General features: G+C 53.1%; 14 protein-coding genes. 6 read left to right on the top strand and 8 right to left on the bottom strand.

What is annotated here, in order from left to right:
* Positions 1 to 104: 104 nt before the first annotated feature.
* The 6 genes from SH287x_RS18390 to phnX all read right to left on the bottom strand — a co-directional run bounded on the left by SH287x_RS18390 (position 105) and on the right by phnX (position 6174).
* The gene (locus SH287x_RS18390) at positions 105 to 770 is read right to left on the bottom strand and encodes an ECF-type sigma factor (RefSeq protein WP_479518729.1); all 666 of its coding nucleotides are present in this window, start codon (positions 768 to 770) and stop codon (positions 105 to 107) included.
* A gap of 346 nt (positions 771 to 1116) precedes the next feature.
* On the bottom strand, positions 1117 to 2544 hold the full coding sequence (locus SH287x_RS18385; RefSeq protein WP_479514981.1) for an IS1380 family transposase: 1428 nt from the start codon (positions 2542 to 2544) through the stop codon (positions 1117 to 1119).
* A gap of 289 nt (positions 2545 to 2833) precedes the next feature.
* Positions 2834 to 3667, bottom strand: coding sequence for a glycerophosphodiester phosphodiesterase (locus SH287x_RS18380; protein ID WP_479515843.1), 834 nt, complete (start codon positions 3665 to 3667; stop codon positions 2834 to 2836).
* Between the two features lie 258 nt (positions 3668 to 3925).
* A complete protein-coding gene (locus SH287x_RS18375; RefSeq protein WP_479515842.1) occupies positions 3926 to 4516 on the bottom strand; it encodes a hypothetical protein in 591 nt (196 codons plus the stop codon).
* Between the two features lie 444 nt (positions 4517 to 4960).
* Positions 4961 to 5200: a hemin uptake protein HemP gene (locus SH287x_RS18370; RefSeq protein ID WP_479515841.1), complete on the bottom strand. Its 240-nt coding sequence runs from the start codon at positions 5198 to 5200 to the stop codon at positions 4961 to 4963.
* 167 nt (positions 5201 to 5367) lie between these two features.
* Positions 5368 to 6174 (bottom strand): phosphonoacetaldehyde hydrolase, encoded by an 807-nt coding sequence (gene phnX / locus SH287x_RS18365; RefSeq protein WP_479515840.1) that lies wholly within the window; start codon positions 6172 to 6174, stop codon positions 5368 to 5370.
* A gap of 485 nt (positions 6175 to 6659) precedes the next feature.
* Between phnX and SH287x_RS18360 the strand changes: the two genes are divergently transcribed.
* The 6 genes from SH287x_RS18360 (at position 6660) to SH287x_RS18335 (ending at position 14197) form a co-directional block, all read left to right on the top strand.
* Positions 6660 to 7646 carry an alpha/beta hydrolase gene (locus SH287x_RS18360; RefSeq protein ID WP_479515839.1) on the top strand — a complete coding sequence of 329 codons (987 nt, stop codon included), beginning with the start codon at positions 6660 to 6662 and terminating at the stop codon, positions 7644 to 7646.
* Positions 7647 to 8183: 537 nt separating this feature from the next.
* Positions 8184 to 9122, top strand: coding sequence for a peptidoglycan recognition protein family protein (locus tag SH287x_RS18355; RefSeq protein WP_479515838.1), 939 nt, complete (start codon positions 8184 to 8186; stop codon positions 9120 to 9122).
* 128 nt (positions 9123 to 9250) lie between these two features.
* A complete protein-coding gene (locus SH287x_RS18350; RefSeq protein ID WP_479515837.1) occupies positions 9251 to 9940 on the top strand; it encodes an alpha/beta hydrolase in 690 nt (229 codons plus the stop codon).
* 493 nt (positions 9941 to 10433) lie between these two features.
* The gene (locus SH287x_RS18345) at positions 10434 to 11504 is read left to right on the top strand and encodes a hypothetical protein (RefSeq protein ID WP_479515836.1); all 1071 of its coding nucleotides are present in this window, start codon (positions 10434 to 10436) and stop codon (positions 11502 to 11504) included.
* 331 nt (positions 11505 to 11835) lie between these two features.
* Positions 11836 to 12903, top strand: a complete 1068-nt coding sequence (locus SH287x_RS18340; RefSeq protein ID WP_479515835.1) for a topoisomerase — start codon at positions 11836 to 11838, stop codon at positions 12901 to 12903.
* A gap of 865 nt (positions 12904 to 13768) precedes the next feature.
* Positions 13769 to 14197: a hypothetical protein gene (locus SH287x_RS18335; protein WP_479515834.1), complete on the top strand. Its 429-nt coding sequence runs from the start codon at positions 13769 to 13771 to the stop codon at positions 14195 to 14197.
* Between the two features lie 460 nt (positions 14198 to 14657).
* Here SH287x_RS18335 and floA read toward each other — a convergent pair whose 3' ends face one another.
* Together floA and SH287x_RS18325 are read right to left on the bottom strand one after the other, a co-directional pair.
* Positions 14658 to 15599, bottom strand: coding sequence for a flotillin-like protein FloA (gene floA, locus SH287x_RS18330; RefSeq protein ID WP_479515833.1), 942 nt, complete (start codon positions 15597 to 15599; stop codon positions 14658 to 14660).
* Positions 15600 to 15975: 376 nt separating this feature from the next.
* Complete coding sequence (locus SH287x_RS18325; RefSeq protein ID WP_479515832.1) at positions 15976 to 17328, bottom strand: hypothetical protein; 1353 nt, start codon at positions 17326 to 17328, stop codon at positions 15976 to 15978.
* Positions 17329 to 17586 lie beyond the last annotated feature (258 nt).

Genomic DNA, 17586 nt, shown 5'->3' with positions numbered 1-17586 from the left:
AGGTTGTTATTGGATCACTCGACTCCGTACGGTAGGAAGCCACTCGGGAAACATTATTCACCGTCGCTGACTTTTTGCTGCGATCCATGATGTCCCCCTCCCGTTCAATTGAGTTCCCGACGGAGCCAGGCACGCGAGTAGGCCCAGAGCCGACTGGCACTGCGGACGGAAATCTGCAGGCTCTCGGCGGCTTCCTCCAGCGTCAATCCACCAAAGTAAAGCAACTGCACCAGTTCGGCTCCATCAGGTTTAATCCCCGCCAGTTTTTTTAATGCTTCATCGAGGGCCAGCACATCTTCATGCGGCTCTGCCAGGCAGGGGGGGAAGTCATCGAGGCTGTGCCGGGCAAGATCGCCGCCATGCTTGAGACTCTTCTTCTTGCGAGCATTATCGATCAGTATGCGCCGGATCGTGATCGCAGCCGCTGCAAAGAACTGGGCACGGCTTTTCCAATGCAACCGCTGACCAGGAAGTTGATCAAGTCCCATCGCCAGCTTCTCGGCGGGATTGATGGCCAGACCTTCATCGATGGAAAGTGAACCTTTCGGGAGACCAGTGGACGAAGACCCGACTGCGGGGGAATTTCCCAGGAGTCGCAAATAGGCTTCATGCACCAGTGCTGTTGGCTGGAGTGTCTGCCCGGCCGGTTCATGAGCCAACCGCGCTGCAGCCAGTTTGCGTAACTCCGTATAGACCAGCGGCAAGAGGTCGTCAGCCGCATGGGCTTCGCCGTCATCAATGGCGTGCAGCAGTCGCGTCAGGTCATCCATCATTGTCTCGAGCGAGCCATCAGCATGTCATCACAGACTTCTGCCGTGTCACGGCTTTGTCTTAGGGTTGATGTCGCCGCAACGTCCTCCGCTGTCGGACTTAACCCGGATATCTCACCAGGGCGTGGGGGTGGTGTTTTTTTGCTGGTTGGTAATCGGTTGGAGGGCTGGTGGGGGCCGATCGTTGGGGATTTCGTGATCGCGGAGCGGAATTGCAACGGATTTCCGGCGGGTTCATGGTTTTTTACTCTGCTCAGCGCAGAACTTCTCCCCGCTCTTCGCTGTCGAAACAGGTCTTCGACCGAAGAGGCCTTGGCAAACTCCTGATTTCTAAGCCATAGGCTGGTTACACTCGCAGAGGTGTCCGTTCCTGACGCCGGAGGTTGCCAAGGATCTCTCGGAACAGCGCCTGATACGGATACGCCTGCGACAACGACAGCACCACCCGTCGCACACTCACACTGATTCGTCCACCGATCTTGAGCAGCCTGGCCCGAATCGTGTTGACCTGAGCTGTCGCCAGCGACGTGCCTTTCAGGCCGAACTCCTTGAGCGCTTTATGCAGCACATACGCCATGGTCGAGAACAGCACCCGCAACTGATTACTGCGCATGGCGTGGGTACTCGTGCGGTCGGCGAACAGGAACAACTGCTGTTCTTTAATCCGGTTCTCCATCTCGCCGCGAGCACAATACAGATCCTCGTATAGCGGCCGGGCAGCCATGCGTCTTTCCGGCAGACTCGTCACCACGAACCGGGGGTTGCTCCCTTTCGATAAGTGCTCAGCCTTGCCCACCACCCGGCGGGCCTGCGACCAGCTTTTCCGGGTGCGATACTCAAAGTCTTTGAACACCCGGGAAGAGGCCTGAGTCTGCTCGAACAGAGCTTGCGCCTCGTGCAATTCTTTCCCGATGATGTTCAGCAATCTCTTGTTCTTGGCCAGGCCGAAGACATAATCCACGCGGTTTTGTTCACACCAGTGCAGGATCGCTTCGCGACAGAAGCCGCTGTCGCCACGCACAATGATCCGCACCTGAGGCCAGGCAGCACGCAGCTTGGGAACGATCTTCGCCAAGACCTCCACGGTGCCCGCACAGGCGTCGATATTCGAGGGTTTGAGTAAGGCCAGGAGCGGCCAGCCATCACAAAAACAGTACAGCGGCAGGTAGCAATAATTCTGGTAGTACCCGTGAAAGAACTTGCCAAGCTGATCGCCGTGAATGGGGTTGTCTGTGGCGTCGAAGTCGAGAATCAGTTCTGGCGGTACGCACAGTTTGGCCTTCATCCGAATGAAGATATCGACCAGCGTTTCCTGCAACTGGTCGATGCTGGCGACAATCTTCTTGTAGCGACTTTTCGCACTGGCTCCGGGCGGTGTGAGTTCCAGCCGGTTGAGCGTGCTCTTGCCCGCCAGCGGCTTGCCGTGATCTTGTGGATGGAGGCGATTGTGGCCAGTGATATCCTTTCGTCCACAGAGCAGCGCCAGGAGAGGATCATGGCGAAGTTGTTCGTGATCGTTGAGGTCTTCATACCCCAAAGCCAGCCCCATCACCCGCTGGAGCAGGAGTTCTTCCACGGTGAATTCAATGAGTTCTTCATCGCGATGATCGGTGAAACACCCGGCCAACTGGCGGACGATGCCGAACCGCTCTTCGACTTCGCGGAGTAAGAGCCCCCCGGCATCGGAAGTGATCTTCCCGCCGTCAAAATCAGCGACCACTTCCCGGCGATCGTGGTGCTGAAAGAGCAGCTGCTGCGTGTTACACTCTGTCATGACGAGACGTCCTTGTGCTGGCGTGGTGAGTTGTGTGGTAACAACACTTTACGCAAATCCAGGCGTCTCGTTTATGCTGCGCTGTGAGAAATCCGGGTTAACAACAGAAGAGACCCGAATTTTATACTTTGACAATGCATTACTCTATAGATGATGTCATGCTAACTGATGGTCTGGCTCACCGAAACAGGCGATCTCAGAGGCCAGACAGGCTTTGGGTCTCTCCTGCAAGTGGCACGAAGAGGGATGTCCTCCGCTCGATCAATGCCTTACTTGAGATGGCCGGCTTTCAATCCCTGCGTTGCGATTCCAGGGTCTGCCTGATCAATGCAGGGCGGTTGGTTGTAATGCTATCTACGCCTGCCCGTTGCATCGCTTTGGCCATCTCAGGCTGATCCACCGTCCAGACATGCATTTCGAGACCGGCGGCATGAACTTTCTTGACGAAAGGGGCATCTACCGCGTCGCAGGCTGAAACATCCACGCCGTGCACACCCAATTGCCTGGCCGTTTCAATAATGGTTTCAGCCGATGGCTTCCAACTGTTGGCCTTTTGATCCTTCTTGATACTGGCCAGGTAATAAACTTTGTATTGAGGGATCGCCTGGCGCACCGCCGCGCAGACATCTTCCTGAAAACAGATGACAACGATGGAGTCCGCAGGGACTTTGGAGCGGGCAAATTCTTCTTTAAGATAAGGGACGATCTCCGGGCCACATTTCACTTCAACCAGCATCCGCTTGCCTTGAGGAATGGTGGCCAGTGCTTCGGCCAGACGTGGCAGCTTTGTCCCTGCAAACCGGGGGGCTTTCCAGACACCGGCATCCTGAGTGGACAGTTCAGCCCATGTCTGCTGCCTGACAGCTTTATCGACGCCGGTTGTCCGTTTGGTCGTTTTGTCATGCAGGAGGACGATCTCGTTATCGGCACTGAGATAGACATCAATTTCGACGGCGTCCGCACCTTGTGCCCATCCCAGTTCAATCGCGGGAAGGGTATTTTCCGGGGCATCATGCGAGGCACCCCGATGAGCGACAATATCGACGGACAGAGGGCTTGGCTGATCAGCAGCTTCACTCATCCGAGAGTCCCACCCGCTATGAATCATGGTCAACACTCCCACGAAGCTCAGCATCCTCAGTAGCAGTCCGCGCACGCAACACCTCAGCAGTCAATTCAGTGATGAAAAACCTGGTCGCAGACCATTTCAACAAAATCACCCTGCCAATCCAGTTAGCAGGCGTTCTCTGATTGAACTGTCTTCGCTGATTTTTCACACATCAGACCGAGTTCAGGCGAAAGTGGCGTCGGATGAACGTCGTTTGCCCTGAAGAGAATGGGTTCTTACTCCGCCAGCATGCTGATGAGCCGTGGCATGGCATTAAGGAGTCTGGGGAAGAGTCGCCAGGAGATCATTCCCCAGTCTCACGATCTGCTCCATCCCTAATTCCAGCGGTTGGCGGCTTCGCGGCTGTCCGAGAACGGCTTCGTAGCGTCCCAGGAGAAATGTCCCTGATCCCAAGGTGCTCAGCCGAATTTCATAGTAGCGTTTCGATGAAGGAAGCGTGCTGGGAGGCATGGAGCGAATCAACACTTCCTGACCATCGACGTCGAATTCGAGCGGACCAAGGCTTTCCAGCAGATAATTCACCTTCTGACATAGGCCGTTGGCCCACTTTTTCAGGAGATCCATCGAGGCATTGGCCAGATGAGGAGCCTGAAGCTCCAATTCATCAATCGCGCAGCCATAAGGTTGAACTGCGAGCGTTCTTGCCGTCAGAGAGACCTGGTGTGTCCCAGAGGCAGGCAAAACTGTTGGCGAACCGGAGTGAGGGACAAGAGCTGTCACTGTCACGCTGATTGCCGGCTGATAAGGTCCACCCAGATATGACAGTAGCGCCGCCTTGAGGTCGTCTCCCAAAGTGATTATCCCCAGAGGGGCTGAAGCGGAGGAAGTCAATCCATTGGACATGAGGGTTCCATCCTACCGACCCCATGCTGGGAAGCCCGATGGCAGCAAGTCAGGAAGTCGCTATGAATCAATCTGGCTGGTCGAAGTAAGAGTCTATCCGAAAGCGCTAAAATCCTTCTTCGGTTGAGGGATCTCTAAAAGTCCTTCTCCCTGAGGGAGAAGGTGGCTGCAGGCCGGATAAGGGGATTGGTATTGGCTTTGGAAACACGGCTGGTTCATCGGCCCCTCACCCCAAACCCTCTCCCGCAAGGAGAGGGAGCCTTCCCGGCATTAACGCAAACACGGGAGATTCCTCAGTTAGGGAATTCTAGCTGGTGTCGGAGAAGTGGTTAATCCCGTTCTCCAGAGGATTGACGAGTTCCTCGAGAATTCTTTCGATTGCAGATAGCCATTTGACGGTCTCATCCTTCTGGATGAGTCGGGCAATGGGGAGAAAAGTGCTGCTTACTTATGAAGGATCAGCTTGCCATTGCGTGTTACACGCAGACGATACACTTCGCCCTGATGGTCAATGAGAATTTCTTTGCGACCTTGCATGAGCGATTGAGAATCGATCAGTTGGCCGGCGAGGGGCGAAGCCACAGGACGCACTTCAGTCTGCACACTGCTGGGCGCCTGGAGAGCAGCAGCTTCCGTCGTGGTTTCGCTGCTGATGGGCAGGGATGAGGCTTGAGAATTATCCATCAACAATGCCTTGAGTTCGATCAGGATCGGCTGTTTGTTCTGCCGCGATACTATTGATACTGAGATTCAGTGTCAATAGTATCGCGGTCGCCTCGCATCCCGCTACAAGAATTGTTGGTCTCCTGATTTGTTGATTCAAATCGATTGTTAAGAGATTCCAAAGGAAATTACGGGCGTTCCCCTTGAGACAGTCGGAGATTAATGGCCTCTACCAGCGCGGGAAGTGTGGACAACGAGTCAATGACGGCATGTGCCCCCGCGTTGAGCAAACGCTCTTTGGTCTTTGCCATCGCCACGGACTGTGCTTCCGGGGAGAGCGCTTGCCACTCAGGCAGCGTATAGCCCGTTTCACTGCTGGAATCACAGACTCCCACGCTCCAGACGCCGGCGTTCAGTCCCTCTTCAATATCAAGAATCGTATCCCCGACCTTCAGCACACTGGCTGCGGGGAATACTCCCAATTGCTGCATGACCCGATACACCATCCACGGAGCAGGCCGGCCTTGAGGGACTTCATCCCCATGGACTGAGCAGTCGGGCACAAATCCCTGTTCTTTAGCCTGTGCCAGCACCAACTGGGCGGCTGCTTCAAAGTAACCTGTGGTGCCGCCGATTTTGAGACCAGCAGTTCGGAGTTCATCAATCACAGGGAGAAGACCGGGCACCAGTTCTGCTGATTGCCGGATCGTTTCCAGCTGCAAAGGAGCCACAGCATGGTACAGCCGCTCGACATCGGCTTCTGTCCAGGCGGTTCCCTTGGTCTGCTGCCACCTGGCACCCACTTCCGGAAGCTTCAACATCTCGCGGATGTGATCTTTCTTGTGCATGCCCATGGGCGCTCTGGCTTCGGCAGAACTGACGGCCACGTTTTCTTGCCGAAACAACTCAATGAACGCCCTCACGGGAGCCATCGAACCAAAATCGATTGTTGTGCCGGCCCAGTCGAAAATGACCAGTTGTAGACCTTCAGCCATGCTGCACCCCTTGTTTTGCAAATAGTCAATTTCGTTGATCTGTCCACGTGATTATGAAACCAGAGTGACTGAAAGTCAATTTTATGGAATCAGTTCGCCGTTTTTTCACGATTGGAGCCACGGAAAGTCTTTGCAGACTGTGGGGGCTGCCGCTGTTGACTGAACGAAAGCTCAATGCAATCAGTGTGGTTTCCGCCGTGTTGGATAGCCCTTGAATTTCAGAAGGTGTTACCGGCTTTAGCCTGATTTCGGGCTGACCAGTGAAAATCAAGATGTGGCTGCCGATTGATGCTCTCTTCACCCGGGGGTTTAGGGTGATTGGGGGAAGGCTTCTTGTTGTCTGCACGAGGATAGGGGATTTCCCCCGGTTCCGCCGATGACGGCTGTATCTGAAGTGCGAGTTGCGCGGCTTTTTCTGTCGTGCGGACTCGGGTGGTTGCAGCCGCCGTTTCACTTTTCCAGTGCCCATGAAGTCTGAGCAGCAGATGGTTTTGACGATTGGCATTATCGTTCTGCTCAGTCTGCTGGCAGTGGATGTCGCTGTCCGTGTGAACTACGTCCGTATCGTTCTGTCAATGTTCGATACGAAGCCGCCGTTCAATGTTGCCCGCTCGACCCCTGTATCGGGAGCCGAGACGTTTGAGTTTCCGACGACGGATCACCTGACGCTCAGAGGTTCACTGCATCGACCAGCAGGCACAGCGCGTGGAGTGGTGCTGTTCTTCCCGGAATTGGATGGCTCGCAATGGCTGGCCCCCATGTACTGCGAAAGTCTGATCCGGGCTGGTTTCATCGTGGTCTCATTTGACTTTCGTAATCAGGGGGAAAGCGATGGCTTGCCCGGTTACGAGCCAAATCACTGGATGACCCGTTATGAAATCGAAGATGCGATTTCGGCTTTGGAATACATTGAATCCCGGCCTGATCTGAGCCATCTGCCGCTGGGCGTGATGGGGATCAGTCGCGGATCGACCGCAGCGCTGTATGTGGCTGCCAAGTATCCCCATATCCTCGCTGTCTGCTGCGATGGAGCTTATTCGATCTCAACGCTGACGTTCCACTTCGTGTCGCGGTGGGCTTCCATTTACCTTCCGTCCTGGGCCGAATCCTTCATCCCGGATTGGCATCTGCGATCAACAGGAATGATTGTCCGGTGGATCAGTGCCCGGCGGCGCCAGTGCTCCTATGTGGTCATTGAACCCTGGCTCACGAGGCTCCGACACTGTCCGACACTGCTCATTGCCGGTCAACGTGACAATTATGTCCCCGCCGACATTGGACAGCAATTGGTGCAGCGTATCCGTTCGCCACTGGCCAAACTGCTGGTCATCCCGCAGGCGAAGCATAATCGCGCTCGCCAGGTGGCTCCCGCACTGTACGACCAGGCTGTCGTCAGTCACTTTGAAACGATGCTTTCTGAAGTGGTTCTCTCGGCACCGTCACCGCAAATGCGGTCTTCCTCGGCCGCTTAAGCTTTGCCGACGCTGTCTGCAACCACGCAGCACATGGGCATGTTCGTGATGGGATCACACTTTCGCTGGCTTCTCTTAAAAAGTGGGCTTAAAGAGGGTTGAGTTTCTCCCAGTGTGAATTTCCCGGTGCGTTTCTCCTCGCATGTTGAATCCTGGCAACATGCCCTACCTCCGAAAAGCGGGAGATCAGAGCGATCCCCGTTTCTCGCCCCGACCCCGCTGATCTGCGCAACACGCCCGACCGGAGAAATTGAGTCCAATTTGGAAAGGGACTCCAAAAGCGACAAAAACACGCACAACAAGACGAACGGGTATTCTGCATAATCTGCAAAGAATTTATTGCGCGTGTACGCCGCGTCAAACTTGACCCATTTCATCAAGATTATCTGTTGGTATCCGCGAATGGACGTCTCAAGCACAGGCTGGTTCATACTTTGCGTTGACACAATCTTGAGTCATTTTTACACTCCGACCCACTTTGCCGGGCAGGATTCCGGCCTTCAGGAGGATTGGGGGAAACAGGTAAGGAGACACCTGGTGCAGGAGGGCAGCCGACTTCCGAGAGGTTTCCGCCTATTGATCTCCGGCATGATCGGGCTGGGCACAATGGCTTTGGCAGGCTGTGTCGATCTTGCCGCCCCTGCTGTTGTGACGATGACCAAAGCTTCTCTCCCGGCCCCGATTGAAATTCCCATTGAGACTTACGATGGGGGCGATGAGGAGTTTCCTAAAAGCTATGCAGCACCTCACACAGAAGACTCACGCAATGAATTGACTTTACAGCCGTATCGCGCGGCGAAAACAAGCCTTTCCGAAGAATCATCTTTACGACACATGAGTGGTCAGGAGTCTGGTGTCGTCAGTGCGGTGGGAGAAGAAAGTGATGTGACTCCGTTTGCCATACCGGCTTCGTGGTCAACTCGCTCATCAACCAGAAACTGGAAATACCTCGTCCTTCATCACTCGGCCACGAACTCAGGAGACGTTGAAAGCATTCATCAGGCACACCGAACCAATAAAGACGCAGCGGGCCGCCGCTGGTTGGGAATTGGTTACCACTTTGTGGTTGGTAACGGTTCCGGGATGCCAGATGGGGAGATTGCCCCGACGTTTCGGTGGCATGATCAGATTCAGGGAGCGCATGCCGGTCTGAAAGAGTTTAACGACTACGGGATTGGCATCGTGCTGATTGGAAACTTTGCGAAAAAACCACCCACGGAAACCCAACTCTCGGCTACCAAACGCCTCGTTTGTCATTTAGCTAGAGAGTACAAGATTGAACCTGGCAACATCATCGGCCATGGAGCAGTGAAGGCCACGGAATGTCCCGGCCGCCACTTCCCCCTGGATGACATCAAGAAGAGCCTCGTGACCAGCCAAGATGGCGGTTTCGGAGCCGCGCACCCGCATTCCACGCCGCAATGGTTTTTTGCGGTCGCGACACCCCGTCGCACGAAGGGAAGCAATTCGCAATGAACGGCAACTCGAAATCGCATTCGTCAGATGATCAATTTTTTTCTGGTGATCGCCATCAGCCAGAGCATTATCCCTTCTTTCCCGGAATGGATGAGGGATCCTCTGAGACTGATGAGATGATCTCAGACATGGCATCACTCTCCGCGGAACCTGCCAATGGTTCATCAAGCGGCCAAGGCCCGAGCAGTTCACCTGTTTGGACAGCCGAAGTCGTGCTGCCCGAAAAGCATGAACCGGGATACGCCTATCCTGTCTTGATCTGGCTGCACGGTGACGGGCAATCCGAGCAGGATGGCATTTCGACCATTCATCGGGTCAGCGATCAGAACATGATTGGCATTGCCCTGCGAGGCAACACTGCTTTGCGCCATGGCTTCACCTGGAACGCCAACCCTGAGGCGCTTTCCAAGTATGTGGACGCCTTGCTGCTGAGTCTCTCCATTCGATACCGCATCAATGCCGACCGTGTCTTCATTGGCGGTAACGACACAGGTGCCAATCTGGCCATGCAGATCCTGCTGGAGCAACCGGCAAACTACCGCGGCGCGGCTCTGCTCAGTCCACGATTGAAATCGTTGTCGCTTCCTCAGGGAATGACGCGACTGGCACGCGGCCGCCAGATTTTGGTGGCAACACAACTGACGGGCAGTCCGTCACATTTGATGGATCTGGTCGAACTGGATCGCCAGATGGAAGGCCTTGGGTTAGAAGTTCGTTCGCGGTACTACCAGCCCACCACTCGCAAGTTGACAACCCGCATGCTGCGCGATGTCGATCAGTGGATGCTCAGTTCTTTAAGCTCGGCCGTGGGTGTCTGACAGCGTTGCTCCATGTACTTGGCAGGGTAGCAACAAAAACTGAACCGCAGGATGCCCCCGGTTGAAATTCCGATTTCTACCGGGGTGGCCATGCCACAAGAGGTTTCTCATCAGGTCGACGGTGGTTTTGATTCAGCCTTATTTATGGGCAGGGATGCGATATGGCCGCTGTTCAGTGCCGTCACCTCTTTTTGCCTGCGGCACACAGGTAGCCCGCAGCGGGCAACCTGTGCCACCCCGCAGAGTTGGCAAATCTTTTCTGCTAAAAATTTCCAATGCGACCTGGATGCTCCAGAAAAGCGTTGCTACGGACCCGGTTCTTTTGCACAATGTCACGTGGAAGGAAGTTACTATACACATGGCGGTAGGACTGGCCCTTGCAGGGCAACCTTCACAGTGCAGAACGATACTGCTGAGACATAGATTATAGGCGACTGCAGCTCAGAATAATCAAGCTCTTAGATTTCTATTTTCAGTTCAAGGATGCAATCGTATGAACACAATGCCTCGGTCATTCTTGCATACTGCAATCCTACTTTTTCATGTATGCTGGTGCGCCACATATTGCTTTGCAAATAAAACTAACATTCTGGCAGAGACGGTTAATACTCGCCAAAAGATAAATAGAGTCAGCTTCAACTGTGTAGTCAACGGGAGATATGGCGACAAAGAATATTCATCGGAATGGGTGATTAAATCGGACTACGATGCCGTTCGCACTATTGCCACCACAGGGACTGGCGAAAGAGCAAGAACGATTTGCATTGGATGTGCAGGCAACAAATCGGTTGCTTTATTCGGTGGAGAAGCCCCTGCTGGAGAACATAATTTAAAGTCCGCACTTTCCATTTATGATAGCAATAACAAAGACCAACCGATTATTTTATTTGTTCCCGATATCAGGTGGCTTGGGCTTCTCCCGTCCAGTGTTGCCGGGACCATGTACTGGCACTTTAAGTCTGTTTGGTCGCATACGCCTGTTGAAGATATTGCTATTCAAGAAAGTATACTCCACGGGCTGCCTTGTATTAACGTAAAATGGTCTCCTACTATGGGCGGTGAATGTGAGGCCTTTATCACGGACGACCCCTACCATGAAGTTCTTTTGTTAATTTACAAAGACTTAAATGGCCTTGAAGAACGAGTTGAGACTGAATGGACCCGCATTGAAGAGTCAAAAGTTAGCGTGCCTGCTAAAATTATAAACACTCGTACTTCAAATGGTGAAGTCATGGCAACAGAGACAGCTCTTTTTACTAATGTCAATGTCTCGCCGGACTTTTCTAGTGATGATTTAAGCTTATCAGCTATCCCTGGATTAAAGCCTGGGGTATCGGTCAATTGGGCGTCAACTCAAGAACCACCTGGCAAGACTGGAACCATTATATGGAATGGAACGGCAATCGTTGAAGGATCAAGAGCCGCTCTAAAAGCCGCGAAAGACCCCTTGAGTGGTGCGCAGCGACTCTCTATTGCAATGTGGCTGTTCATAGCATTGAATGTCGCTGGGATATCAGGAATTGTATTTTATGCAATTCTGCGACATAGACGGCATACGCAGTAACTACCCGCAGGGTGGCCCCGGTTGAAATTCTGATTTCTGCCGGTGTGGCATAGCCATAAGAGGTTTCTCCTCAAGTCGACGGTGGTTTTGATTCAGCCTTATTTATGGGCAGGGATACGATATGGCCGCTGTCCAGTGCCGTAACATCTTTTTGCCTGCGGCACACAGGTAGCCCGCAGCGGGCAACCTGTGCCACCCCGCGGGCGGCTCTTTTTCTACTGACGGTATGAATAATCCGGGATAGAACACCCTGTCAGTCGATATTGGCGACCTCAACAGAACGAGCTTGAAACGCAACAACCTAAGGCATTCATCCGAAGAGAAACAGGACATGGCGAAGCGCGACCCGGAGAAGTCGGCTAGAAATCGGATTATTCTTGGATTGAAAAAAGAGTTGCGCACGCTTTTGCAGAGCGTCCTGAAGGAAACCGGCTTCAGGAATGAGGCATCTCTAAACGCAACTATCGGGAGCAAGAACGGTGCCTTCTTTGACCTCAAGCACGATGTCATCGTGAACCACGCAGCATTTGCAACGAAATGGATGCAGGGACTGAAGGACGCGGCAACCTTGCCCGGAAGATGCCAAAAAATGATGAGGTATCTGAAGGAATACCCATCCTTCAGAAGATACCTGCAAATCTTTATCAAGCGGTCTTACTTCAACCACTATGATGAGTTGGCGAGAAACCGCCCGCACGTGTCCGAGGCAGTATTATGGATCGGACAGGAAAACGCGAACTATGGCCTTACCGTCACACCACGATTCAAAAGCGGCGAATGGGAAAACGATAAGAGTGAGATCAGGGCTTTCAAAAACGTATACTGGACTATCGGTCACGTAATGGAGACTGGCCTCGTCGTGCCGGGAAAGAATAAGATTTTTCTATTCAAAAACGTTGATCATTACCTTCTATTCTTCACCGAGACGCTCGTCCGTAACTCCGGCTCAAAGTACGAGTACGCACTCGCTGAGAAGTATGCCAAGTTCGTGATAGATCAACCTGACCCGCTCGCGGTTCCTTTGATGATCCCGGAGTATCGTTATCGAGGGCTGGAGAAAAAGCACAAATACCGTCTCGATTTCCTAATCATCAATCCGTATACGATGGACAAGATCGGATTCGAGTTGTCACCTTGGTCGACTCACGGCTATCTGAGCAAGATTAAAGGTTTGACGCAGAAAAATGTGAACAAAATGGCGCAGGACAATTTCGAGAATGAGATGGAGAAACATCGCAAATTCTTCAAGACTCATGGAATCTACGCATTGATTTACACTGACAAAAACCTCAAAGACATCGATAAGCTATTTGACGAAGAAATCGCTCCACTGCTGTTACCCGAAAAGCCCGAAAGTATTGTGTCGTTCATCATCATGGAAGATTTGCTCGACGACTGACTCAAGCATTGGCAGGTTGCTGAAGAAGTCGTGTCTCTCTTGTGAGCAGGGATATTTCTGGTGCGATTTTGTGTCATCACAGTGGCCCTGGTTTATTGGGCCCGGCTGAAAGTTCCAATTTCGATGAGAAATCGGGGCCTTCAGTTGGAACATCCCCTCAATTCGCCGGAACCAGACGCATCATGCGTAACAGATTGTACGCCGCCGCCCCCAATTTCAGTTGTTGTCTCAGTTTCCGTAGGGTGGCCCCGGTTGAAATTCTGATTTCTAGCGAGGTGGCCAAGTGTGAGGATCGCTGGGTGGCACAGGTTGCCCGTCTGCGGGCTACCTGTGTGCGGTAAGCACAAGAGGCTGGTTGCCGATAAAACAAGTCATGTCACTGCTTCAACCTCGTGTCTTTGCTCGACTTGTGGCCAGGGCATTGAAAACCTTTCGCTAGCCCATTTCAATCTCATTGACCGCATTGATCTGTAACACGCTTATGACTGGTACGATTCGCAGTGAACAGGCCTGCTGCAGAATTTTTAGATGAGGTTCGACAGGGTATTGCCAACATTCTGATTGACCCTGCTCGTTTTGCCAGAGAACAGCGTAGTCGAAGCTACTACCAGATCCACCGTTTCTCTTATCTCATTATCTTTGAGGCAACCACGATCTCTATCGACTTCTAAGCGATCAGTCACGCCACCCGTCGCACTCAGCATTCTCAGCGGCAAATGAGTGATTGATTCTCCCACCCATATGAATTAATGTCGCCATATCAAGGCTGTTAGTGGACGGTTGGTGCGTTGCGTGATAGCGGTGCTGGAAACCAGACATCTTCGTATTTTGTAGGCCGATTTTTATTCCATCTGGAGATCGATCGATGGCGGTTCAGATTAATCAACTACTACAAAAAGCCTTAATGCAATATGCTAACTATAGTGAGAAGCAGCTCCTGAAATCTGGGCAGATTGCAGGAGCTGCCTCCCAGATTCTGCAGCGTAGGCGAAAAGTAACACAGCGAACCACATGGGCAATCATAGGGGTAGTGGCAGTGGGTATGCCAGCTATCATCTTAGTGCTTGCACTGATGATTCAGCGGACACCAGACACCAGAGACAACACCTTTGGTATGGTATTTTTTCTTATAGCTTTCGCTCAGATCCCAGTGCTCATTGAGTTGCGGTCCTTGCAAGCTCGCCTGGAAACTCTCATTATGGTCTGGCTGCTGAGCCAGCAGGAGCAGGATACATCGTCAGAACCAGAAGAGAGCATAGACGCACTGGCTCAGTTGGTTTTCACAATTAGCTAGAAAACCGAGTGTGTGAATTCAGCACTTTGCGGGAAGTACCTCTTGGATTGATCCCTATCTGGTGATTCCTTATCTCATATAGCTACCATATCGCAGGGTGGCCCCGGTTGAAATTCTGATTTCTAGCGAGGTGGCCAAGTGTGAGGATAGAGAGCAGCTATTGGTGCATTTCGCTTCGCTTCATGACACCCTACTGTTTCGACTTTGATACACAACTTTTCACCTCCTGAACCGCAGCACGAAATTGGAGACGGCTCAAGAGACGAATTGTTAGCTCTCATCTCGGCATTACAGGAGTTTCGTGCCATGCTCACGGCGGCTCTGAGTGAGCATGCCGGATGTGCGTTTGACGCCGATCTTCCATCAATTCAAAGAGCATGCTTGCTCAAAGCCGCAAGCTTGGCACGAGGCTACCCAGCGACAGAGCACAGGCTTGTGGTCAATTCAGGTGTTTTTCCTGTTACTTCTTAGCTGCCCGCAGTGAGCCATTGCGATAAGCGGCGGCCATTGCCATCGGGATCTGGGCTTCTGCCAGAACCACTTTGGCCTGGTTTTCTACGGTCAGCGCACGCATTTCCTGCTCAGCTGCCACCGCTCGCGCCCGGCGTTCTTCTGCTTTCGCCCGGGCAATTCGCTTATCGGCCTCTGCCTGATCTGCCTGCAAGCGTGCTCCGATATTGTCACCCACATCGATATCAGCGATATCGATGGAAACAATCGCATAGGCTGTCTGCGAATCCAGCCCTTTATCCAGCACGGCTTTGGCAATCAGAGCCGGGTTGGAGAGCACGTCGCGATGCGACTGGCAGGAGCCGATTGCCGAGACAATCCCTTCCCCCACGCGGGCGATCACAGTGTCTTCTGTGGCTCCACCGACCAGTTGCGAAATGTTCGTCCGGACGGTGACGCGGGCTTTGGCCTTGAGCTGAATTCCGTCACGAGCCACACCATCCAGCGATGTTCTGCCAAAGTGAGCGGGGTCAGGGCAATCAATCACCTTGGGATCCACGCTGGTACGAACGGCTTCCAGCACATTACGCCCCGCCAGATCAATGGCAGAAGCGGTGTCCCAATCCAGATCGATATTGGCCCGATGTGCCACGATCAGGGCACGGATGACGGTATTGATATTTCCGCCAGCCAGCATGTGGGCTTCAAGCTTTGATCGGGTAATCCCGTCGATCCCTGCCTGGGTCGACATGATCAGCGCGTCAACAATATGGTGGGGATTAATCTTGCGCAGGGACATGAACACCAGTGAAAAAGGGCTGATGTTCACACGGGTAAAGAATGCTCTCAGCCACAGGTTAAAGTAGGCCGCCAGCGTGATGAAAATCACAATGCCAATAATCGCCAGGAAGATCACCCCGACGATGATCAATGCGGTCATCAGTTCTTGCATGTCACCGATCCTCTGCTGGCAGTCGTTGCCGCAATATTCCTGGAGATTCTAACACAACCTCTGTGCCTGCCGATTTTGCCAACCATTCATGGCGTTTCTGACAGGCACAACCGGTTGTGTCAGGCGTTCTTAATTCAAGCGATTGATCGCAAGACACAAATCGAATCTGTGATCAACTGTTACGACTCGACGATGCCCCGGCTTTGACCAAAAGAAAGCCTGCCTCAAATGGGGTCAGAATTCTCTCGATGAAAGTCGTGCGGGCATTTCGCACCGTGAGCCGGATTCTAAGGCTTTCACAGAAGCCATCGCAAGATGCTCACCGCTGGCGCAAGAAGAATTCGCGGTGGAATCAATCACAAGCAACAAGGGGTCGTTAGAAATTGTTACGTGACTCTGAGAATTCACGCGGCTGGAAACTGCCGATTTCCTGTTGGCGAAGCACCGGTTGGCTCAGTTGTGACCGATCACGAGTGAGTTCGCCCTGCTCCGCTGGTTGGCTGTTTCCTTTTTCTGGAAGCGATGCCCGTCCGTTATTTGAGGGTTCGCCTCTGAGAAGCTGCTCCTGAGCCTGCTCTAAAGCGGCTCTTGCTGCGGCCAATCGTGGCTCAACAGGCATCGTTCGCCTGGTTGGCTGTGCCAGCGGCACGTCATCAGCCGGCGCATACCCTTCGTTCTGCGTCATGGCAGAATTCGTTCGGGAGTCTGCGAGTAACTGACTGCCCTGTGCTGCGTCTCGAGAAGAAATCTCTGGTGATTGTCCGCGCACTTGCATTTCCGCAGAGGATGCAGACGTTGCCGGTGAGGCTGATCGCCGTTCAAAAGGTCGGGTTAATGAGAAACCTCGCGGGGAAGCGCCGGGTTGCTCAGAGGAAGCGTTGCTGGCCACAACGGCGGCCACATTCCGATTGGTCGCTGGTGGGTTTGCTCGGGAATTCCCGGCTAACATTTCTTCTGGACGTGTGTAGTTGCGAGGACATCCCGCCACCACCCAGCGATCATGTTCCTGTTCAATCTGTTCGACGCTGCGATAGGCATAATGCTGAGTAAGAGCCGTGTCCCAACCTCGTTCGTGGGCTGTTTGCAGGAACAGGAGAAATTCGGCTTTACTCGACTTCGCAATCAAATAGTCGGCGAGCAGGTATCCCTGGGCATAAAGTGTCAGCACCTGCCGCTGATCCTGAGGATAGTTCTTCATGGAAAGCAGCGTGCGGAGCGGAATCTTGCGGTTTCCTCCGGTGGCTTCGATGGCCAGCTTTTCCAGTCGCATCCGTTCGCTTTCATGTTCGATCAGCGAAGCCGCCCCTTCGTCAGCCCAGCGGGGAAGCGGTCGGCGGAAGTGACAGGCGAAGATCGTATGATTGACTTCATGCGGGAGAACAGAATCCAGAATCCGCTCGGGAGTTCCCTGAACTTCCATGCTCCAGCCATAAACTTCGCCGCGATCGAAGTTGAAAGTGGTGGCTCCCCCAGCCGGGAAGTTTCCCACCTTGCAGGAGATCGGGCAAGGTTTTCCCCAGCGGGGCATGACCTGGCCGATCCAGGTCATCGAGAGATCGCGGCGATATTCCTCGGCGGCTTCTCCCACAATTCGGGCGAATTCGTCCGTGGGCGCCGTCACGATGAAATTGGGGGTTCGGTAGACGGCGGCTTGAATGGCCAGCGTCAGTGCAGGTGAGAAATAGAAAGCAATCGTAGCGAGAACGATTTTGGCCCAACTGGCATCCATGCGCAGGCTTTCTGGTCAGTGAAACAGACCCGGACAGTATCAAACAGAGGGATCAGGCAGCCCGCGTCATGCTGGCGTGCCAAATCTCTCCTAGGCGAATCATGCGCCACTTTGCCTCAATGCGCCAAGATGAATCGTAACTCACATTTCTGTAATGAGTTGTGACTAACCACTCTTTAACTCCCCTTGTTTTTTACCGAGTTTTTCGGCAGATTTTGCCTGTAAAAGTTTCAAGAATTTCCTTAAAACCGGGCATGT

It is taken from the genome of Planctopirus sp. SH287, from assembly GCF_056500625.1.
Note: the sequence above shows the minus strand (reverse complement) of the source record. Positions and strands in the feature narration are given on the sequence as shown.